Genomic DNA, 20,646 nt, shown 5'->3' with positions numbered 1-20,646 from the left:
TCCCTGTAGGAGCGACGTCAGTCGCGACAGTGACCATCGCTTGTCCGGGCATTGCGGTCGCGACTGACGTCGCTCCTACAGGCGGGACCCGTTTTTCCGTAAGATCGGCGCATGAACCCGTTGACCTTCCGTACCGCCACCGCCGCGGACATCCCCGCCCTCGTCAGCCTGGTCACCTCCGCCTATCGCGGCGAAGTCAGCAAGCAGGGCTGGACCACAGAAGCCGATCTGCTCGACGGCCAGCGCATCGATCCCGATGGCTTGCGGCGCGACATCGAACGCGCCGAGAGCCGGATCCTGATCGCCGAGCGCGATGGCCAGATGCTCGCCTGCGCGCACGTCGCGGTGGAAGACGGCGCGGGGTACTTCGGCATGTTCTCGGTCCGTCCGGATCTGCAGGGCGGCGGCGTGGGCAAGGCGATGATCGCCGAGGCCGAGCGCGTGGCCCGCGAAGACTGGCGGCAGTCGGCCATGCGGATGTCGGTGATCGATGTCCGCGACGAACTCATTGCCTTCTACGAACGCCGCGGCTATGCGCGCACCGGCATCAAGAAGCCGTTTCCCTATGGTGACGAACGCTTCGGCATTCCCAAGCGCGACGACCTGCGGTTCGAGGTGCTGGAGAAGGCGCTGTGAGCGAAAACTGGACCTTCGTCTGCGCATTGGGCGAGATGCTGCCCGGCGAAATGCGCACCGTCTTCGATGAGGTCACCGGCACTCCGATCCTGGTGATGAACTACGACGGCGACTTCTACGCGCTGGAAGACCGCTGCAGCCACGAGGATTTCGAGCTGTCATCCGGCAACTACGACGGCGAGGAGGCGACCATCGAATGCATCCTGCACGGCGCCAAGTTTGATATCCGCGATGGACGGGCGCTGTGCGCGCCGGCCTACTCGCCGGTGCCCAAGTTCCCGGTCAAGCAGGAACATGGCGGGCTGTGGACCCGCGACGACCGCGATTGATTCTCCTGTCAGGCGGCATCCCCTGAAGGGCGGATTCCACGGAATCCGCCTTTTTTGCATCTGTTGCTCTCCCAAGTGGCCAAGCGCCCTTTGCGAAAGAGAACAATTATCATTAAGATTATTAATCCATTATCCGGCTGACCCGCCCGGCTCCCTTGCGCCCGTCTTCCTCCCCTGTTCACCGCGCTGCCCCTCGTGCCCTTTCGTGGCCGGCGCTGCTGTCGTGGGCGCTGCTCTGGCTGGTCCTGCTCCCGTTCGCGCAGACGACCGCCGGAGAAACGGCGCCGGCGTTCGATCCGGGCGCCCCGGCCGGGCTGGCGATCCATGCCGACGACGGCGAGGACGCACACTCCCGGTGGCAGGCGCCGGCGCAAGCCGAGCCAGCCGCGATCGAGCCGCTTCCGGATCGCGAGTCCGATCCCAGCGCCGGGGCGATGCCCGCCCCGCGACACGGCATGCCCTTCCGCCGGCACACGGCCGTCGACCGCGACGACATCCATTTCCGGCCAGACAACTGCCTCCCGCCCCACGGCCACGCGCCTCCGCACGCCTGAGCCAGCCCGGCCGTTCCGTCCGGAACCGGCCCCGCCCGCGCATTCCCTTTGTCCCCGACGCTCGCCGCCACGGGGCTTCCCTTCCCAAACTGCCGAAACTCCCATGAACCCGATCAAGTCGCGCAAGCACGCCACTCCCGCGTCCCGTTCGCCGAACGGCCTCACGACCGCCACCCTGCTGACCAGCCTGGCGCTGGCGGTTCCCGCCGCCGCCCAGGTGGCCTCGGACAACGCGCCCAAGCAGGACCCGACCACGTTGCCGGAAGTGCACGTCGAGGGCACCTCGGTGGGTCAGTACAAGGCTGACAAGCTGGCCTCGCCCAAGTTCACCCAATCCCTGCAGGACACCCCGCAGACGATCCAGATCATCACCAGCGACCTGTTCAACCAGCAGGGCGCGACCACCCTGACCGAAGCGCTGCGCAACAGCCCGGGCGTGGGCACCTTCTTCGTCGGCGAGAACGGCAACACCACCACCGGCGACACCCTTTTCATGCGCGGCTTCGACAGTTCCAGCAGCATCTTCGTCGACGGCGTGCGTGATCTGGGTTCGGTCTCGCGCGATGTCTTCAACGTCGAACAGATCGAAGTGGAAAAGGGCCCTGCCGGCACCGACAACGGCCGCAGCGCGCCGACCGGCGCCATCAACCTGGTGAGCAAGCAGGCGTTCGCGCGCAACGCCACCAGCGCGTCGGTGTCCGTGGGCACCGACCACCAGCGCCGCGTCACCGCCGACTGGAACCAGACCCTGGGCGCCACCAGGGCGGTGCGCGTGAACGTGATGGCGCAGGACAACGACGTCATCGGCCGCGACGAGGTCAACAACAAGCGCTGGGGCATCGCGCCGTCGTTCGCGTTCGGCCTGGGCACCGATACGCGTTATTTCCTGAACCTGATGTACGTCAAGCAGGACAACGTCCCTGATGGCGGCGTGCCGACGATCGGCCTGCCCGGCTATTCCTCGCCCGATCCCGGCCGTCCGCGGATCGGCCTGGCGCCGCGCGTGGACAGCGAGAATTTCTACGGCACCCGTTTCGATCATGACGACGTGACCGCGCAGATGGCCACGTTCCGCTTCGAGCACGACTTCTCCGACAAGCTGAAGCTGACCAACGTGGCGCGCTGGGGCAAGAACGAGCAGGACTATCTGCTGACCGCGTTCATGGTCACCGCCACCGGGGCCACGCCGACCCTGACCATTCCGGACATCAACAATCCGTACGGCTGGCGCGTCAACCGGAACTTGCCGACCTTCAAGGATCAGGAGTACACCATCCTGACCGACCAGTTGAACCTGCGCGCGGATTTCAACACCGGTCGCGTCGAACACAACCTCAGCACCGGCGTCGAAATCGCCCGCGAGGAACTGAAAGGCTGGCGCTACGGCACGCGTGGCGCATGGACGCCGGCTGATCTGTACAACCCGGATCCGAACGGCGCGACCGGCCTGACCTGGTTCCGCAGCGGCGCCCACACCGACACCAAGACGACCACCACTTCGTTCTACGCGTTCGACACGGCCCACCTGACCGATGCCCTGCTGCTGACCGGCGGCATCCGCTTCGATCGCTACGACACCGACTACCTGGGCCACCTGCCCTGCACGGCCAACAACTCGCAGCCCTGCAACGGCGCGCCGGTCGGCACGCTGACCACGCTGCGCCTGAACAGCAAGGACACGCTGTTCAACTGGAAGCTCGGCGCGGTCTACAAGGTGGGCGACGTGGCCAGCATCTACGCCAACTACGCGGTCTCGCAGCAGCCGCCGGGCGGCGCCACCCTGGAACTGAGCCCGGCGGCCAACAGCGCCAACAATCCGCTCTATGACCCGCAGAAGGCCAAGACCTTCGAGATCGGCAGCAAGTGGAACCTGCTGGACGATGCGTTGCTGCTGACGATGGCCCTGTACCAGACCGACGTATCCAACGAAGTGATCACCGAGAACGGCGTGACCTTCCAGGGCGGCGACAAGCGCGTGAAGGGCATCGAACTGTCGGCGGTCGGCAAGATCACCGACGACTGGTCGGTGTCGGCCGGCTACACCACGATGGACGCCACCGTGACGGATGGCCCGAACGTGGCCAACGACCGGACCCGCGATCTGGGTTACACCCCGGACAGCGCGTTCACCGCCTGGACCACGTACGTACTGCCCTTCGGCCTGACCGTCGGCGGTGGCGTGCGTTACTCCGGCGAGATGAAGCGCGGCACCGACGGCGCCGTCGGCACTCCGAACTTCGTCAAGTCCTACACCGTGTGGGACGCCGTGGTCAGCTACGCGCTCAACGACCATCTGGACCTGCGCTTGAACGCCTACAACCTGTTCGACAAGGACTACGTGGCGGCGATCAACAAGAGCGGCTACCGTTACACCCCGGGCGCGCCGCGCTCGGTGCTGCTGACCCTGAACCTGCGGTTCTGAGGAAGCATCGACGGGGAGGCGCCAGCCTCCCCGTCTTCATTCAAGGAGCCATGCATGCTGCTGCACATTCCCGGAGTACTGGCGCCGCAGGAAGTGGCGGCGATGCGGCAGGCACTGGACCAGGCCGACTGGACCGACGGCCGCGAGACCGTCGGCGTCCAGGGCGCCCAGGTCAAGCGCAACCAGCAGTTGCCGGACGCCTCGCCGCTGCGCGAGCAGCTGGGCCAGCGGGTCCTGGCCGCGCTGGAACGCAATCCCCTGTATTTCGCCGCCGCGCTGCCGCTGCGCGTGGTGCCGCCGCGTTTCAACCGTTACCAGGGCGGCGGCGAGTACGGCTTCCATATCGATGGTTCGGTGATGCTCACCCGCACGCCGGAAGGCCGCAGCCAGCCCATCCGCTCCGACGTGTCCTGCACGTTGTTCCTGTGCGAGCCGGACGAATACGACGGTGGCGAACTGATCGTCAGCGACACCTACGGCGAGCATGAAGTGAAGCTGCCCGCCGGCGACATGGTGCTGTATCCCTCCAGCAGCCTGCACAAGGTCCAGCCGGTGACCCGTGGCGCGCGCCTGGCCTCGTTCTTCTGGGTGCAGAGCATGATCCGCGACGACGCCTGTCGCCGCCTGCTGTTCGAAATGGACACGTCGCTGGAGGCGCTGCGCGGCGCCGGCGCCGACAACGCCGCGCTGGTCCGGCTGACCGGCGTGTATCACAACCTGCTGCGGCGCTGGGCCGAAACGTGAGCCGGCGGATTTTGTTGCCTCTCATTTGCATTTGATAATAGTTCTCATTACACTTGCCATGCTTGCCGGCCTCCGCATGGGCCGGCCATCTCCGCAGGGGTAATTTCTGTTCCAGGCGATCCGCCATGCTGTCCACCCGGTCCGCCGGGCGCGCCGCCAGGTGCGTCCGACCGCCGCTTGGCTGGCCGTGCTGGCGGCGTTGTGCCTGCTGCTCTCCACCGTGCACCTGGGCGCGATCACCGGCGACAAGCCGCACGGCTTCGGTCATTGGCAACCCCACCTGCAACCGTCCGCATCGGAGGACGGTGCGCCGAAAGACGACCATCACGACGACCTGCCGGCCAAGAAGCGCCGGGTTCAAATGCAGGTGGTCACCCGGCAGGCCGAACCGATGCCGGCGCCGGCATCGCTCCTCCCGCTTCATGCCGTTGCGCCCGTCCTTCAGGACGAGTCATCGCTGGCACAGGGGCCACCGCGTGTTTCCGACCAGTGGCCGACCCGGCCCCCGCCGCCACGCCAGCGTCATCGCGGCCAGGCGCCACCCGCGCTTCATTGCTGACGCAAGCCCGTTGAACGGCTGACGCTTCGCGTCACGCCAGGCGGCACCCGCGTCGTTCCGCCGCATCCCTTCCCGATTCGTCCCTGCTTCCTGCTCCCGTCCGCGCGGAGCGGGCTCCACCTGCACGCCTTCCGATGAACATGACCTCGTATCGTCCCGCGCCGTCCCTCCGCCGCAACCGCCTTGCCGCCTGCCTGCTGCTTTCGCTTTCCGCCCCCGTCCTCGCCCAGGATCTGCCGGATGGTTCCAGCCGTCCGAACACCCTCGACACCGTGGTCGTCACCGCGGCCGGCTTCGAGCAGAAGATCGTCGACGCGCCGGCCAGCATCAGCGTGGTTACCCGCGAGGATCTCAGCCATCGCCCCTACACCAGCCTGATCGACGCGCTGCGCGACGTGGAAGGCATCGACGTCGGCATGGAAACCACCGACAAGAACGGCCGCGCCACCATCAGCATGCGCGGCATGCCGTCCGAATACACCCTGGTGCTGATCGACGGCCGCCGCCAGAGCAACGTCGGCCAGTTGTACCCGAACAACTTCGGCGGCGGCCAGTTCGACTACCTGCCGCCGCTGGATGCGATCGAACGCATCGAGGTGGTGCGCGGTCCGATGTCCACGCTGTACGGCTCCGACGCGATGGGCGGCGTCATCAACATCATCACCCGCCGCAACCAGTCCGAATGGCATGGATCGATCACCCAGGGCTTCACGATCCAGCAGGAAGATCAGTTCGGTGACGCACGCACCACCGACCTCTACCTGAGTGGCCCGCTGGTCAAGGATCGACTGGGCCTGGCGGTGCGCGGCAGCTGGTACGACACCGACGAATCGAATCCGGAATGGAAAGCGCTGCCGCTGCCGGACGGTTCGATGTGGGAGCGCACGCTGGGCTTCGGCGGTGGTGGCAAGGCGGTCGCCAACACCCGCTGGAACGCCGGCGCGCGATTGAACTTCAGCCTCGACGAAAACAACGATTTCTGGCTGGACTACGACGTCTCGCGCCAGAAGTACGACAACCGCAAGGGCCAGACCGGCACCCTCGACAGCCTGGCGAGCCTGTGGCGCAGCGGCAATGCCACCGTCCCCAATCCCAATGGCGGCGGAACCGTCACCCGCCGGGTGGTGCAACCGCGCGTGGGCTACACCGCCTGGCAGCGCTACGAGCGCGATCAATGGTCGCTCAGTCACCAGGGCCGCTACGACTTCGGCACCTGGCAGACCAGCCTGACCCGCGCCACCAGCAACAACCTGGGCCGCTCGCTGCCGCTGACCCTGGAAGAACGCGCGGATCTGCAGACCCTGTGGAACGACGTCTGCGCGCGTCGCGGCCAGGCCGCCCGTTGCAACATGGCCAGTGGCAACCTGAGCGTGCTCAACGACGCCGAACGCGCGCGCCTGGCCGCGTTCCTGCCGCGTCCGCTGCGCACGATGGAACTGGAAGGTTACGTGCTGGACACGATGCTGGACATGACCTTCGGCGCGCACAAGCTGACCGTCGGCGGGCAGTACAACGACACCGACATGACCGACGGCGTGTTCGGCATGGACGGCGGCGGTTACCGGAACGGCGTCAAGCAGAAGCACCGGATGTGGTCGGTGTTCGCCGAGGACAACTGGTCCTTGACCGACACCCTGACCGCCACCGTGGGCGTGCGCTACGACGATCACAACGTGTTCGGCAGCCACGTCAGTCCGCGCGCCTATCTGGTCTGGAGCGCCAGCGACGCCTGGACGGTGAAGGGTGGCGTCAGCACCGGCTACAAGACGCCGCGCCCGGATCAGCTGTTCCCCGGCGTGGTCGGTTTCGGCGGCCAGGGCGTGCTGCCGCTGGTGGGTTCGCCCAACCTCAAGCCCGAGACCAGCACCAACTACGAGCTGGCCGCCTACTACGAGGGCGAACGCTTCGGCTTCAACATCACCGGCTTCTTCAACCGGTTCGACGACAAGATCGCCAGCGGCGGCAGCTTCCCCAACTGCGAGATCGCGCCGGCCGGCAGCGGATACTGCGTGGACGTGGGCCCGGGCTGGGCCGAACTGGGCTACAGCACCTTCAGCCAGAGCGTGAACATCGACGAGGCCGAAACCCGCGGGGTGGAACTGGCGGCGCATGTGGATCTGCTGGACAACCTGGAACTGCGCGGCAACTACACCTACACCAAGTCCGAACAGACCAGCGGCGCGGCCAGGGGCACGCCCATCGCCGGCAATCCCGCCCGGCACATGGCCAACGCCAGCCTCGACTGGCAGCTCAGCGACGCCTTGAGCCTGTCGCTGATCGGCGAGGGCCGCTACGACCGCTATCGCGACACGGTGCTCACCACGGTCAACGGCTCGACCACCTCGAACGTTCGCTACTACGAGGACTACACCGTGTTCCACCTGGGCGGCAGCTGGAAGGCCACCGAGCGGCTGACCATCAACGCCCGCGTGAACAACCTGTTCGACAAGGACTTCGTATCGCAGTCCTGCCTGCTGATCAGCGACAGCGAATACAGCTGCGTGGACGATTACGCGGTCAAGGAGCAGCGCCGCAGCTTCTGGGTGTCGCTGAACCTGCGCTTCTGATCCGGCAACCGGCCGGCCCGTCGCTTCCCGGCGGGCCGGCACCTCAATTGAGAGGCATTCTCATTTGTGGTCTAATTCACCTTCCTTTCGACCCGCCCCGCCCGCTTGAGCCCAACGCCCGCCCCGTCCGTCACCAGCCAGCAGCAGCGCCGGGGTTACTGGCTGCGCACGTTGCACCAATGGCATTGGATCAGCTCGGCGATCTGCCTCATCGGCATGCTGCTGTTCGCGGCGACCGGCATCACCCTCAACCATGCCTCCAGAATCGAGGCCAAGCCCCAGGTGGTGAACCGGCAGGCGCAGCTTCCGGCCGCGCTGCTGGCCAAGCTGGGGAGCCGCCAGGAAGGCAACGCGCCGCTGCCCGCGCCGATCGCCAGTTGGCTGGGTGACGAGTTCTCCATCGGCATCGGCCGGCGCCCGGCGGAGTGGTCGGACGTGGAGATCTATCTCTCGATGCCGCGCCCGGGCGCCGATGCCTGGCTGAGCATCGATCGCGAGACCGGCGCGGTGGAATACGAAAGCACCGATCGCGGATGGGTCTCCTACTTCAACGACCTGCACAAGGGCCGCAACGCCGGCGCCGCGTGGGGCTGGTTCCTGGACATCTTCGCGGTCGCCTGCCTGGTGTTCTGCATCACCGGCCTGTTCCTGCTGCAACTGCATGCCCGCCAACGCCGCCTGACCTGGCCGATGGTCGGCCTGGGCCTGGTGGTGCCGCTGTTGCTGGCGCTGATTTTCATCCACTGACCTTCACACGAGCCCGCCCATGACCAAGACCACCGTGTCCCTGACCCTGACGTTCGCGCTGAGCGGTCTGCTGACCGTTCCGGCGTACGCCGGCGAACTGAACATCAACGTCGAGGTGCCGCAGCTCAACGTCGCCGAGTACCACCGCCCCTACGTCGCCATCTGGGTGGAAGGCGTCGACCAGAAAGTCGCGGCCAACCTGTCGGTCTGGTACCAGCAGCGCGATACCGCCGAAGGCCACGGCACCAAGTGGCTGCCGGATCTGCGCCAGTGGTGGCGCAAGTCCGGACGCACCCTGAAAGTGCCTGTCGATGGCGTCACCGGCCCGACCCGCCCGGTCGGCAAGCACGCATTGAAGTTCACCGACAAGCAGCCGCAGCTCGCGCAACTGGCGCCCGGCCAGTACACGCTGGTGGTGGAGGCCGCGCGCGAGGTGGGCGGTCGCGAGCTGCTGAAGATCCCTTTCACCTGGCCGGCCAAGGGCGCCGCGCAGAACGGCAAGGCGCAGGGCAGCACCGAACTGGGTGTCGTCACCCTCGGCGTCAAGCCCTGATCCCCGCGTGGACGCCGTCGCGTCCGCGCCTTCCCATTCCCAACGAAAGCTGGAGCAACCGATGAAGCGTTCCCTGACCCTCGCCATGGCGCTGGCGTCCGCACTGCCGCTGAGCGCGTTCGCGCACAAGGCCTGGCTGCAGCCGTCGCAGACGGTGATCGCCGGCCAGAATCCGTGGATCACCGTGGACGCCGCAGTGTCCAACGACCTGTTTTACTTCAACCATGTGCCGCTGCGCACCGAAGGCCTGGCGATCACCGCGCCGGACGGCAGCAAGGTGGATGCGCAGAACCTTGCCACCGGCAAGTACCGCACCGTGTTCGACGTCGAACTGAAACAGCAGGGCACCTATCGCATCGCGGTGGTCAACAGCGGCCTGTTCGGCAGTTGGGACGAGAACGGCAAGCCCAAGCGCTGGCGCGGCACCCCGGCCACCTTCGCCACCGAAGTGCCGAAGGACGCCAAGAACCTGCAGGTGTCGCAGTCGGTCGGCCGCATCGAAACCTTCGTGACCAACGGTTCGCCCAACGATACCGCGCTCAAGACCACCGGCGAAGGCCTGGAACTGGTGCCGGTCACCCACCCGAACGATCTGTTCGCCGGCGAGGCCGCCAGGTTCCGCATGCTCAAGGACGGCAAGCCGGCCGCGGGCCTGGAGTTCGAAATCACCCGTGGCGGCACCCGTTATCGCAACGCGCAGGACGAGATCAAGGTCACCACCGACGCCAACGGCGAATTCAGCGTGACCTGGCCGGAAGCCGGCATGTACTGGCTGGAAACCACCGCGCAGGACGACAAGACCTCCCTGCCGCAGGCCAAGCAGCGCCGGCTCAGCTACGTGGCCACGCTGGAAGTCCTGCCGCAGTAATGACGGCGGCCGGCGCGTCCGCGTGGACGCGCCGCATGGCATGAACGCTTCCTTTTCCCCTCCCGCGTCCCCGGTGGTGCTGCACGCCTTGCATGGCGAAACCATGGGCACGACCTGGTCGGTTCGCCTGGTGGATTCGCCGCGTGCGGACCTGCATGGCTTGCATGCGCTGGTCCAGGCCGAACTGGATCAGGTGATCGCCCAGATGAGCACCTGGGAAACGGACTCGGACATCAGCCGTTTCAATCGCGCCGCGCCCGGGCATGCGCAGGATCTGCCACCGGCCTTCTACACCGTGTTGCGCTGCGCGCTGGAAATCGCCGAGGCCAGCGAGGGCGCCTTCGATCCCACCATTGGTCCGCTCGTCGGGCTGTGGGGCTTTGGCGCCCAGGCGGGCGCACGCAGGGTGCCTGATGACGCCACGCGCGCATCGACCCGCGCCCTGGTGGGCTGGCGAAGGTTGTCGCTGGATGCCGCGAATCGCCGTCTGCTGCAGCCCGGCGGCGTGCAGCTGGATCTGTCCGCGATCGCCAAGGGCCATGCCGTCGACGCCGTGGCCGCGCGCCTGCGCGCACGCGGCATCGGCGCCGCGCTGGTGGAAGTCGGCGGCGAACTGTACGGCTACGGCCGCAAACCCGACGGCGAGCACTGGCGCGTGCTGATCGAATCCTCGCCGGAAGAAGAAGAAGCCGCCGGACTCGCTCCCCGCATCGCGCTGCTCGATGATCTGGCGGTCGCCACATCGGGGGATCGCTGGCACTGGTACGAGCAGGACGGCGAACGCCATGCGCACACCATCGATCCGCGCACCGGCCAGGCCGTTTCCGGCACCCGCGCCGCGGTGACCGTGCTTGCGCCGTCCGCGATGGAAGCGGACGGCTGGGCCACCGCGTTGACCGTGCTGGGGGCCGACGCCGGCCTGCGGCTTGCCGAACGCATCGGACTGGCCGCCCGTTTCGTGATCCGCGCCGGCGGCACGCTGGAAGAGCGCGCCAGCCTCCGTTTCGCTTCTTATCTGGCGCCATGAGCACCCGGTCCGAAGCTTCCCCGTTTTCCTTCGCGGCACTGGGCAACCTCCTGGTCCTCGTCGCGCTGCTCGCCACCGGCGCCGCATTGGCGGGTCTCCAGGGAGAACACTGGTGGCTCGCGTCGCCGCGCAGTGGCCGCTGGTTCGCCGCGGGCGCGGTGCTGCTGGCGTATGCCGGCGCCTGGACATGGCTGGCCGCGCGCCAACGACGCGGGGAACACGCACCCCTGATCGCGGCGTCCGCCGATACCCTGCGGGTGGTTTACGCCAGCCAGACCGGGTTCGCCCACGTTCTGGCCACCCGTACCGCCGGGAGCCTGCTCGCCGCCGGCGTGCCGGCGCATGTCCAGGCCATCGATACCCTGCAAGCCGACGACCTCGCCCAGGGCAGGGTCCTGTTCGTGGTCAGCACCACCGGCGAGGGCGATCCACCGGATCACGCGCTGGGTTTCGTCCGCCGGGTGATGTCGCGGCCGGCCACGCTGCAGGGACTGCGCTACGCGGTGCTCGCGCTGGGTGATCGCGAATACACCCACTTCTGTGCCTTCGGCCATCAACTAGACGACTGGCTGCGGCAGCATGGCGCGCAACCCCTGTTCGATCGCGTCGACGTCGACAACGCGGACGAGAGCGCGCTGCGCCACTGGCAACATCATCTGGGGCAGCTGGGTGGCGTCACCGATCTGCCCGATTGGGACACACCGCGCTACGAGAACTGGATTCTCGCCGAACGTCGTTGCCTGAATCCCGGCAGCGTCGGCGAGCCGGCCTTCCACCTGGCGCTGCGTCCAGTGGCCGGAACGCTGCCCGATTGGCAGGCCGGCGACATCGCCGAGATCGGCCCACGCAATCCGTTGTCCGCGGTGGGAGCATTCGTCCAGGCCACCGGCTGGGATCCGCAATGCCCGGTGGAGTGGCAAGGCATGCCCCAATCCCTGGCCGAAGTCCTGGCCCAGGTCCACCTGCCGGATCCCGCATCGTTGCGCGGACGTGACGCCGCAAGCGCGGTGAGCGAGTTCACGGCGCTGCCCCATCGCGAGTATTCGATTGCCTCGATTCCCGCAGACGGAGCGCTGCAACTGCTGGTGCGGCGGATGCCGCGTCCGGACGGCAGCCCCGGTCTGGGCAGCGGTTGGCTGTGCGAATACGCCGCGCCGGGCGGCACGATTTCACTGCGCATTCGCACGAACGCCAACTTCCATGCCCCTTCCGCGCACCGTCCCCTGATCCTGATCGGCAATGGCACCGGCATCGCCGGTCTGCGCGCGCATCTCAAGGACCGTGTCGCGATCTCGGCGCATCGCAACTGGCTGGTATTTGGCGAGCGCCAGGCCGCGCGCGATTTCTTTCACCAGGAAGAGCTCCAGGCGTGGCAGGCACAGGGCGCGCTTGCACGTCTGGACCTCGCGTTCTCGCGGGATCCGCCCGCACGCCGCTATGTCCAGGACGCGCTGCGCGACGCCGGCGCGGAACTGCGGCAATGGGTGGATGAGGGCGCGGCCATCTATGTCTGCGGCAGCCTGGAAGGCATGGCGCCGGGTGTGGATGCCGCCTTGCAGGACATCCTGGGCGCCGAACTGCTCGAACAACTGCGGCTGGATGGCCGCTACCGCCGCGACGTCTATTGATCCGCGATGTCTGCCCGCTTCACCGGCGTGATGCGGGCGGCCAACAGTTCACCGCCGCCCTGCAACGCAAACCGATGACGCCCCGGCTGCGCCGGCAACAGCGCGGTATCGCCCGCGAATATCGGCGCCAGGTCCGTGTCGGCCTCGAATCGCGCCTGGCCGGCCAGCAGATGGATGACCCAGGTAGTGTCGGCATCCACGAAGAACAGCATCGGGCCCACCAGCGGGCGATGCAGCAACTCGGCTTCCACCACGTCCCGCCGCCACATCAGGTTGAAATCATGGGTGGTGCCGTCCCGCAGCTTCCCCACCACTTCGCGCTCGCCCGCAAAGCGGATCCGGCCGTGCGGCGGTTCCAGTTCAACCTGCTCGCCGTCGGCGAATTCCAGCCGCACCCCGTTGCCCTGCAACAGGATCAACTCGCGGTCGATGCCCGGAAAAGACGAGAACGCCGCGTCCTGTTCGATCTCGGCGATGGACACGCGCCAGTCCCAGCCATCCTGCTCGGGTACGCGCAGGATCTCGCGGGTCCAGCCCTGGCCGTTCTTCCAGCGGGTCCGGAGATATTCGTTGGCAGGAATGATGCGCGCCTGGGACACGGTTCTGCTTCGACAAGGATCCGGGGGAGATTCTAGCGTCCCCAAAAAGCATCGCCCGGACACGCTTCCTGCGGGTCCGGGCGATGGATACGTCCTTGTCGGCTCCTGCCGATCACAGGCGTCCTGCCTGCTCCTGTTCCCGTGCGTCCTGCACGCTGATGCGAAATAGGTACATCCTTGTCGGCGTCCGTGCCTGTCCCCTGGCTTCCTGCCCCGTCAGCCGGGTCCGTCTGCATCCTGCAGCAACCACGGCATGGGTTTTCAGGCCTCCGTCAGCGCCGTGTCACCGGCGCCGGGCGGGCAGCCGCCGCCGGTTTGGCAACCGGCTCGGCGGAAGAGCGCAATTCGATCCGTTCGCGGTTGCGCTCCACCGTCTTCAAGCCGATGCCCTTGACCATCGCGAGTTCCTCGGCGCTCTTGAACGGGCCGTTGGTCTTGCGGTACTCGATGATGGCTTCCGCCTTCGCCTGGCCGATCCCGATCAGGACCGTCTGCAGCGTGGCCGCGTCCGCGGTGTTGATGTTCACCTTGTCGGCGGCATGGGCACTCAGGGCCAGAACCAGCGACAGCGCGACCGACTTCAACACGGTGGTCAGCGATTTCATGGGCAACTCTCCTTGTGGCAAATGGGTGATTCCTTTCGTACAGAGGTATTTCCCCTGTGGCTCCTGCCGGCCCCGAATCGCTTCGTCTGCCGGCGGAAACAGTCTCATCCGCCACTGACGCAAAACATATCGCCGGGGACTGTCAAAAGCTGCCGGGAAACCCCGCAGCATCGTGTAGGAAATTTCCTACCCCGCGAGGGGGCGTAGAATGGACGACTGATTCCGTACCTGCTGGAGACCCCATGGACACCGCCAAAGTCGACCGCTATGTCGCCGCCAAATGGGACGACGACATCGTTCCGCAACTGGTCGAATACATCCGCATCCCGAACAAGTCGCCCATGTTCGACAAGGACTGGGTGGCCAATGGATACATGGAAGCCGCGGTCCAGCTGATGGAAACCTGGGCGCGCGCCCAGAAGATTCCCGGCATGCAGGTCGAGGTGGTCCGCCTGGAAGGGCGTACCCCGCTGATTTTCATCGAGATCCCGGCCTCCGGTCCGGAGACCGGCGCCGACACGGTGTTGCTGTACGGGCACCTGGACAAGCAGCCGGAGATGACCGGCTGGGATGCCGACCTCGGGCCGTGGACGCCGGTCCTGAAGGGCGATCGCCTGTACGGTCGCGGTGGCGCCGACGACGGCTACGCCATTTTCGGCTCGCTGGCCGCCCTCCAGGCCCTGCAGGAACAGGGCGTGCCGCACGCGCGCTGCGTGGTCCTGATCGAGGCCTGCGAGGAATCCGGCAGCTACGACCTGCCCGCCTACGTCGATCACCTGTCCGACCGCATCGGCAAGCCGTCGCTGGTGGTGTGCCTGGACTCGGGTTGCGGCAACTACGAGCAGTTGTGGTGCACGACCTCCCTGCGCGGCCTGGCCGGCGGCAACTTCACGGTCAAGGTGCTGGAGGAAGGCGTGCATTCCGGCGACGCCTCCGGCGTGGTGCCGTCCAGCTTCCGCCTGCTGCGCCAGCTGCTGTCGCGGCTGGAGGACGAGAACAGCGGCCACATCCTGCCGGAGGGCCTGCAGGTCGAGATTCCCGCCGACCGCCTGGCCCAGGCGCAGGAAGCCGCGCGGGTGCTGGATACGGCGGTGTTCGACAAGTTCCCGTTCCTGCCCGGGATGACCCCGATGGCCGAGGATCTGACCGAACTGGTGCTCAACCGCACCTGGCGGCCGGCGCTGTCGGTGACCGGCGTGGACGGCATGCCGCCACTGTCCTCGGCCGGCAACGTGCTGCGTCCGCATACCTCGGTCAAGCTGTCGCTGCGCCTGCCGCCCACCCTGGACGGCAAGCGCGCGGGCGAGCTGCTGAAGGATCTGCTGCTGAAGGATCCGCCGAACGGCGCGCAGGTCAGCCTGGATCTGGAGAAGGCCAGCACCGGCTGGAACGCCCCGGCGATGTCGCCCTGGCTGGAGAAGGCAATCGACGCGTCCAGCCGCGAGTTCTTCGGCGCCCCGGCGATGTACATGGGCGAAGGCGGCACGATTCCGTTCATGGGCATGCTCGGCGAGAAGTTCCCCGGCGCGCAGTTCATGATCACCGGCGTGCTGGGGCCGCATTCCAATGCGCACGGCCCCAACGAATTCCTGCACATCCCGATGGGCAAGAAGGTCACCGCCTGCGTGGCCCGGGTCATCGCCGAGCACCATGCGGCGAGCCTGCGTGGCGAGACCACCGGCGTGGCGGCGGTCGCCGGCGGCGAACAGCACGGCGATCACGGCTGCTGCTGAGCCCCACCGACAGGCAACGCGGAAAAGAGCCGGGCTTGCCCGGCTCTTTTCGTTTCCCGGCCCTGGAAGGGACTGCGACGCCCCCGGGACGAAGGGCCGGATGCGCGCCGGCGGCGGCTTGGGTTACGCTGCCCGCACCCCCCACTTTTTCCGACCGGAGTGTTCAGATGGAACAGATCTTTGGTGGCGGCATCCTGTGGACCCTGCTCATCGGCTTCCTGGCCGGCCTGCTGGCGCGGGCGCTCAAACCCGGCGACGACAAACTCAACATCATCTGGACGATCGTGCTGGGCGTCGCCGGCGCGCTGCTGGCCCGGTTCGTCGGTGGCGCGCTGGGCTGGTACGGCCCGGAGGAACCGGCCGGCTTCATCGCTTCGGTGGTCGGCGCCATCATCCTGTTGTTCATCTACGGCCTGGCGAAAAAGAAGAAGACCTGACGCCCGGTTCCGTCGAAAAAGCCCCGCGCACGCGGGGCTTTTTTTTCGCTCGGACCGCGAAAACCGTTCGCCTTCATGATTCTTCATTCGGCTTTCCGGCACTTCAGTCGCGCGGATCGTGCAATTCCGGCTCCCTTCCCTGGAGTCGAACGATGCATGCCCTGCCCCGCCTGATCCTGCTGTCCTGCCTCGCCCTGCTGGCGCCCGCCCGCACGCAGGCGCAGGCGCCTTCCGCCTATCAACCTCCGTCCCCCCGTTCCGATGGCTGGGACGTCGCCGACGCCGGTCGCGCGGGCTGGAAGCTGGAACGCTTCGCGGCGCTGGAAACGGCGATCGCCCGCGGTGATTTTCCCGGAGTCACCAGCGTGCTGGTGGTCCAGGACGGGCACCTGCTGTACGAGCGCTACTTCAACGGCGGCGGACCGGAGGTGCTCAACGACACCCGTTCGGCCACCAAGAGCGTGACCGCGCTGCTGGTCGGCGCCGCCATCGATCGTGGCCTGATTCCGGATGCGCGGGCCCGCGTATACGACCTTTTCCGCGACCTGGCGCCCTGGCAGCACGACGGCGCGCGCAAGCGGGCCATCACCGTCGAGGACCTGCTGACCATGAGTTCGGCGTGGGACTGCGACGACGACAATCCGTTCTCGTCCGGCAACGAGGAACGCATGTACGTCAGCGAGAACTGGACCCGGTTCGCGCTGGACCTGCCGCTGCGCGGATACGCGCCGTGGGTGAAGCGCCCCGAGGACAGCCCGCACGGGCGCACCTTCTCGTACTGCACCGCCGGCAGCTTCCTGCTCGGCGCGCTGGTGGAACGCGCCAGCGGCAAGCCATTGCGGGAATTCGCCGGCGAAGCGCTGGAAGGCCCGCTGGGCATCACCCAGGCGCAATGGAACCGCTCCAGCGAAGGCGTCGGCATGGGCGGCGGCGGGACCCGTTATCGCAGCCGCGACCTCGCCAAGCTGGGCCAACTGGTCGTGAACGAAGGAACCTGGCGGGGCAAGCGCGTCCTGTCCGCCGGCTGGATCCGCCAGGCCCTGACTGTCCACGCGCAGGCACGCGAGGACGCCGACTACGGCTATCAGTTCTGGCGCTTCCGCTTCGGCGGCGATGGTCGTGAACAAGCCGCCTGGGCGATGTCGGGCAATGGCGGCAACTACGTGTTCATGGTGCCGGAGCGGAAGCTGGTGGCGGTGATCACCCGTACCTCCTACAACCAGCGCGACGTGCACCCGCAATCGCAGCGGATGTTCGGCGACTACCTGCTCACGGCGATGCCGTGAGTTTCGCCAGCAACGACGCGGGAACCTTCGCGCGCTCGCCGGCGTTGTGACGGTTGATGGCATCGAGCCCGCGCACGAACGCCGGCTCGGTGGCCAGCGCGCGGAACAGGGGTGACACGCGCAGATAGTCGGCGTCGCTGTAGCCGGCTTCAATCGCTCGCTGGATCGAGGCCAGCGCCGCGGCGCGATCACCCGCCGCCTCGTGTAACAGCGCCACCTCCAGCCAATCGGAGGGATAGCCGGCGCCGGCCGCCAGTTCGGTGGTCAGGCCTTCGGCGCGCGCGCGCGCCCAGGCCACGTCCACGTTGCCGGCATCGATGCGCGCCAGCGTGCTCGGCAGGCTGGCCTGCGGCCGCAACGCGACCGCATCCAGATAGGCGCGCGCGGAAGCCGGGCCATCGCCGCGCAGGCGGGCCAGTTCCGCGTCCAGCAGTTGCAAGTCGATATGCGCCGTGCCGCGCTTCTTCGCTTCGTCTAACGCCGCCTGCGCCTCGCTCGGGCGTCCGTGGCGGAACAGGTAGCGCGGCCAGGCGATGTTGGAAAACACATTGTCCGGATACAGCTCGAAACTGCGCCGGTAGCGCGCCTCGGCCGCCAGCGGGTAGCCGAGCAGATCCAGATTGTTGGCGATCTGCAACTGGAGATAGCGCACCCGCGCCGGATCGCCCCGCAGCGACGTGTTGGCGATCAGCGCGTCGGCCAGGCGGCCCTTGCGATCGTACAGATAGGCCGCCGAGGCCCGGCTGCCGTCGGCGGCCGGATCCAGCGCCACCGCGCGCTCGTAGCCGGCCAGCGCCTCGTCGATGCGACCGCGGCAGTCATGCGCATAACCCAGCGCGGCGTGCGCCGATGACAGTCGCGGATGACCCGTGATGACCTGTTCCGCCAGTTGCTGCGCGCGCACCGCCCATTCGGGCGGGAAATTGAACAGGCAGACCCGCGCGCTGTAGGCGCGGCTGAGACCGATCCGCGCCTCGACATCGTCCGGGCGCTCCCGCAGGGCGCGTTGATAGAGATCGATGGCGCGCTCGTTGTTGTCGCGCTGGCCAATGCCGGCGTAATAGGACGCCCGCTGGACCAGATCATCGGCGGGCGCCACGACGGCGGATGGATCCGTCTTGCCCGCATCCGTTCTTCTGTAGGTCCACGCCCACACGACGGCGAAAGCGAGCAACACGCCCGCTCCCGACCACCAGGCGATCGGCATGCGCCGTGCGGGCTGAATTGGCGCGGGCGCGTCGCCGGCTTCCCCGGCATCCGGCAGCGGCCGGGGCGGCGCGCACAGCTGATAGCCCTGCCCGCGCACCGAGCGCAGATAGCGCGGCTGCCTGCCGTCGTCCCCCAGCGCCTGCCGCAACAGCTTGACCCGCTGGGTCACGGTTTCCTCGTTGACGACGGCGGGCGCCCACACCTGCTCGATGAGCTCATCGAAGCCCACCACCCGGTTGCCTTGCAGCAGCAGATAGCGCAGCAGCTGGAAGCTCAGGCCGGCCACGTTGAGCGGCACGCCGTCGCGTTCGACGCGCTGGCGCTCCAGGTCGATCGACAGATCCTCAAGCCCGAAGCGCACCGCGTCGCCCACCGCTTACTCGCTGCGTCCGTAGATGTCCGAGTAGCGGACGATGTCGTCCTCGCCCAGATAGTCGCCGGACTGCACCTCGATCAACTCCAGCGGCTCCTTGCCGGGATTCTCCAGCCGATGCTTGGCGCCGATGGGAATGTAGGTGGACTGGTTCTCGTACAGTTCGAACACGTCGTTGTCGCGGGTGACCCGCGCCACGCCCTTGACCACGATCCAGTGCTCGGCGCGATGCGCATGCGATTGCAGCGACAGCTTGGCGCCGGGCTTGACCTTGATCCGCTTGACCTGGTGGCGCACGCCCATGTCCACCGAGTCGTAACTGCCCCAGGGCCGGTGCACTTCGCGGTGCAGGACCGCCTGGCTGCGCTGGCTGTCCTTCAACCGGGCCACCACCTGCTTCACTTCCTGCACGCGATCCTTGCGCGCCACCAGCACCGCATCGTCGGTCTCCACCACCACGATGTCGTCCACGCCCACCAGCGCGACCAGCCGCTGCGCGTAGGCATAGCTGTTGCGGGTATCCACGGCGATGACATCGCCATGATGGGCATTGCCGTCCGCATCGCGCTCGCCGACTTCCCACAGCGCCGACCAGCTGCCGACGTCGTTCCAGCCGATGTCCACCGGCAACACCATCGCGTGCCCGGTCTTTTCCATCACCGCATAGTCGATGGAGTCGGCGGGACTGGCGGCGAAGGCATCCTTGTCCAGGCGCACGAAGTCGCCGTCGCTGTGGGCGCCGGCGAAGGCGCCGCGCACCGCGGCGACGATATCGGGGCGGAACCGCTCCAGTTCCTCCAGGTAGCGGCTGGCGCGGAACAGGAACATGCCGCTGTTCCAGTAATAGCCGCCGGCGTCGAGATAGGACTGCGCGGTGGCGGCGTCGGGTTTTTCCACGAAGCGCGACACTTTGCGCAGGCCTTCGCCCGCTTCTGCCTGGATGTAGCCGAAGCCGGTTTCCGGCGCATCGGGCACGATGCCGAAGGTCACCAGCGCGCCGGCTTCTGCGGCCGGCATCGCCGCCTGCACCGCGCGCCGGAATCCCTCGGCATCGCGCACGACGTGATCGGACGGCAGCACCAGCAGGATCGGATCGCTCCCGTCGGCCATGGCCTGCAGGGCTGCGGCGGCAATCGCCGGCGCGGTGTTGCGGCCCACGGGTTCTAGCAGGATGTGCGGCGCCGGTGCGCCGACCTGGCGCAGTTGCTCGGCGACCAGGAAACGGTGCTCCTCGTTGGCCACCACGATCGGACGGGCGCCGGCCAGCGGCGCGATCCGCAGCCAGGTGTCCTGGACCATGGTGCGGTCGCCGGCCAGTGGCAGGAACTGCTTCGGATAGGCCTCGCGCGACAGCGGCCACAGCCGCGTCCCCGAACCGCCCGACAGCAGCACCGGTTGCAGATCCGTCACGCGCACCTCCCGGCGAACAGGCCGGCAGTTTACCCTGTGCGCGCCGCCTTCCCGGCCCTGGAGCCACGATGACGCCCTCCGATCCGGCACCGCCCGGCGCCGACGCCCAGCGCGCGAAGGCGCGCCTCGACTGGACCCGGCAGGCGCTCGGCGACGCGGCGGCGACGCTCGAGCGCGCATCCATGGACGCCGGCTTCCGCAGCTACTGGCGCAGCGCAGGCGCAGGCGTGTCGCGCATCGTCATGGACTCGCCGCCCGAGCGCGAGGACGTGCGGCCGTGGCTGCGCATCCGCGACCTGCTCGAGGCCGGCGGCGTGCGCGTGCCGCGCGTGCTGGCGCGCGATGTCGACGCCGGCTTCC

General features: G+C 67.6%; 18 protein-coding genes and 1 pseudogene. 15 read left to right on the top strand and 4 right to left on the bottom strand.

Annotated elements, in window-relative coordinates; all coding sequences use genetic code 11:
- Nucleotides 1-111 precede the first annotated feature (111 nt).
- The 11 genes from ACTHN1_RS05345 to ACTHN1_RS05295 all read left to right on the top strand — a co-directional run bounded on the left by ACTHN1_RS05345 (nt 112) and on the right by ACTHN1_RS05295 (nt 12,634).
- Complete coding sequence (locus ACTHN1_RS05345; protein ID WP_440469923.1) at nt 112-636, top strand: GNAT family N-acetyltransferase; 525 nt, start codon at nt 112-114, stop codon at nt 634-636.
- The gene (locus tag ACTHN1_RS05340) at nt 633-965 is read left to right on the top strand and encodes a non-heme iron oxygenase ferredoxin subunit (RefSeq protein ID WP_440469922.1); all 333 of its coding nucleotides are present in this window, start codon (nt 633-635) and stop codon (nt 963-965) included. Before ACTHN1_RS05345 ends, ACTHN1_RS05340 begins: the two co-directional genes overlap by 4 nt.
- Nucleotides 966-1,622: 657 nt before the next feature.
- Nucleotides 1,623-3,941, top strand: a complete 2,319-nt coding sequence (locus ACTHN1_RS05335) for a catecholate siderophore receptor Fiu (RefSeq protein WP_440469921.1) — start codon at nt 1,623-1,625, stop codon at nt 3,939-3,941.
- A 54-nt stretch (nt 3,942-3,995) separates the two neighbouring features.
- Nucleotides 3,996-4,685 carry a Fe2+-dependent dioxygenase gene (locus tag ACTHN1_RS05330; RefSeq protein ID WP_440469920.1) on the top strand — a complete coding sequence of 230 codons (690 nt, stop codon included), beginning with the start codon at nt 3,996-3,998 and terminating at the stop codon, nt 4,683-4,685.
- 160 nt (nt 4,686-4,845) lie between these two features.
- Nucleotides 4,846-5,244, top strand: a complete 399-nt coding sequence (locus ACTHN1_RS05325) for a hypothetical protein (protein ID WP_440469919.1) — start codon at nt 4,846-4,848, stop codon at nt 5,242-5,244.
- 140 nt (nt 5,245-5,384) lie between these two features.
- Nucleotides 5,385-7,811, top strand: a complete 2,427-nt coding sequence (locus ACTHN1_RS05320) for a TonB-dependent receptor domain-containing protein (RefSeq protein ID WP_440469918.1) — start codon at nt 5,385-5,387, stop codon at nt 7,809-7,811.
- A gap of 105 nt (nt 7,812-7,916) precedes the next feature.
- The gene (locus ACTHN1_RS05315; protein ID WP_440469917.1) at nt 7,917-8,558 is read left to right on the top strand and encodes a PepSY-associated TM helix domain-containing protein; all 642 of its coding nucleotides are present in this window, start codon (nt 7,917-7,919) and stop codon (nt 8,556-8,558) included.
- A gap of 34 nt (nt 8,559-8,592) precedes the next feature.
- A complete protein-coding gene (locus ACTHN1_RS05310; protein WP_440469937.1) occupies nt 8,593-9,111 on the top strand; it encodes a DUF2271 domain-containing protein in 519 nt (172 codons plus the stop codon).
- Nucleotides 9,112-9,172: 61 nt separating this feature from the next.
- Nucleotides 9,173-9,979, top strand: coding sequence for a DUF4198 domain-containing protein (locus ACTHN1_RS05305; RefSeq protein WP_440469916.1), 807 nt, complete (start codon nt 9,173-9,175; stop codon nt 9,977-9,979).
- Between the two features lie 40 nt (nt 9,980-10,019).
- Nucleotides 10,020-11,006: an FAD:protein FMN transferase gene (locus ACTHN1_RS05300; protein ID WP_440469915.1), complete on the top strand. Its 987-nt coding sequence runs from the start codon at nt 10,020-10,022 to the stop codon at nt 11,004-11,006.
- Nucleotides 11,003-12,634 carry a sulfite reductase subunit alpha gene (locus ACTHN1_RS05295; protein WP_440469914.1) on the top strand — a complete coding sequence of 544 codons (1,632 nt, stop codon included), beginning with the start codon at nt 11,003-11,005 and terminating at the stop codon, nt 12,632-12,634. Before ACTHN1_RS05300 ends, ACTHN1_RS05295 begins: the two co-directional genes overlap by 4 nt.
- Here ACTHN1_RS05295 and ACTHN1_RS05290 read toward each other — a convergent pair.
- A complete protein-coding gene (locus tag ACTHN1_RS05290; protein ID WP_440469913.1) occupies nt 12,628-13,233 on the bottom strand; it encodes a HutD/Ves family protein in 606 nt (201 codons plus the stop codon). The genes ACTHN1_RS05295 and ACTHN1_RS05290 overlap by 7 nt on opposite strands.
- A 272-nt stretch (nt 13,234-13,505) precedes the next feature.
- On the bottom strand, nt 13,506-13,838 hold the full coding sequence (locus ACTHN1_RS05285) for a ComEA family DNA-binding protein (RefSeq protein WP_440469912.1): 333 nt from the start codon (nt 13,836-13,838) through the stop codon (nt 13,506-13,508).
- A 242-nt stretch (nt 13,839-14,080) separates the two neighbouring features.
- Here ACTHN1_RS05285 and ACTHN1_RS05280 point away from each other — a divergent pair, with 242 nt between their 5' ends.
- The 3 genes from ACTHN1_RS05280 to ACTHN1_RS05270 all read left to right on the top strand — a co-directional run bounded on the left by ACTHN1_RS05280 (nt 14,081) and on the right by ACTHN1_RS05270 (nt 17,294).
- A complete protein-coding gene (locus ACTHN1_RS05280; RefSeq protein WP_440469911.1) occupies nt 14,081-15,571 on the top strand; it encodes a M20 family metallopeptidase in 1,491 nt (496 codons plus the stop codon).
- Nucleotides 15,572-15,738: 167 nt separating this feature from the next.
- A complete protein-coding gene (locus tag ACTHN1_RS05275) occupies nt 15,739-16,008 on the top strand; it encodes a GlsB/YeaQ/YmgE family stress response membrane protein (RefSeq protein WP_440469910.1) in 270 nt (89 codons plus the stop codon).
- A 152-nt stretch (nt 16,009-16,160) separates the two neighbouring features.
- The gene (locus tag ACTHN1_RS05270; protein ID WP_440469909.1) at nt 16,161-17,294 is read left to right on the top strand and encodes a serine hydrolase domain-containing protein; all 1,134 of its coding nucleotides are present in this window, start codon (nt 16,161-16,163) and stop codon (nt 17,292-17,294) included.
- Here the strand turns inward: ACTHN1_RS05270 and ACTHN1_RS05265 are convergent.
- Both ACTHN1_RS05265 and ACTHN1_RS05260 read right to left on the bottom strand, forming a co-directional pair.
- Nucleotides 17,278-18,876 carry a winged helix-turn-helix domain-containing protein gene (locus tag ACTHN1_RS05265; protein WP_440469908.1) on the bottom strand — a complete coding sequence of 533 codons (1,599 nt, stop codon included), beginning with the start codon at nt 18,874-18,876 and terminating at the stop codon, nt 17,278-17,280. The genes ACTHN1_RS05270 and ACTHN1_RS05265 overlap by 17 nt on opposite strands.
- 3 nt (nt 18,877-18,879) lie before the next feature.
- Nucleotides 18,880-20,286 carry a mannose-1-phosphate guanylyltransferase/mannose-6-phosphate isomerase gene (locus ACTHN1_RS05260; protein ID WP_440469907.1) on the bottom strand — a complete coding sequence of 469 codons (1,407 nt, stop codon included), beginning with the start codon at nt 20,284-20,286 and terminating at the stop codon, nt 18,880-18,882.
- Nucleotides 20,287-20,354: 68 nt separating this feature from the next.
- Here ACTHN1_RS05260 and ACTHN1_RS05255 point away from each other — a divergent pair.
- Nucleotides 20,355-20,646 (top strand): annotated as a pseudogene (locus ACTHN1_RS05255) (aminoglycoside phosphotransferase); the annotation flags it as partial.

The sequence above is a fragment of the Pseudoxanthomonas sp. genome (genome assembly GCF_051953815.1).
GTDB lineage: Bacteria > Pseudomonadota > Gammaproteobacteria > Xanthomonadales > Xanthomonadaceae > Pseudoxanthomonas_A.
Note: the sequence above shows the minus strand (reverse complement) of the source record. Positions and strands in the feature narration are given on the sequence as shown.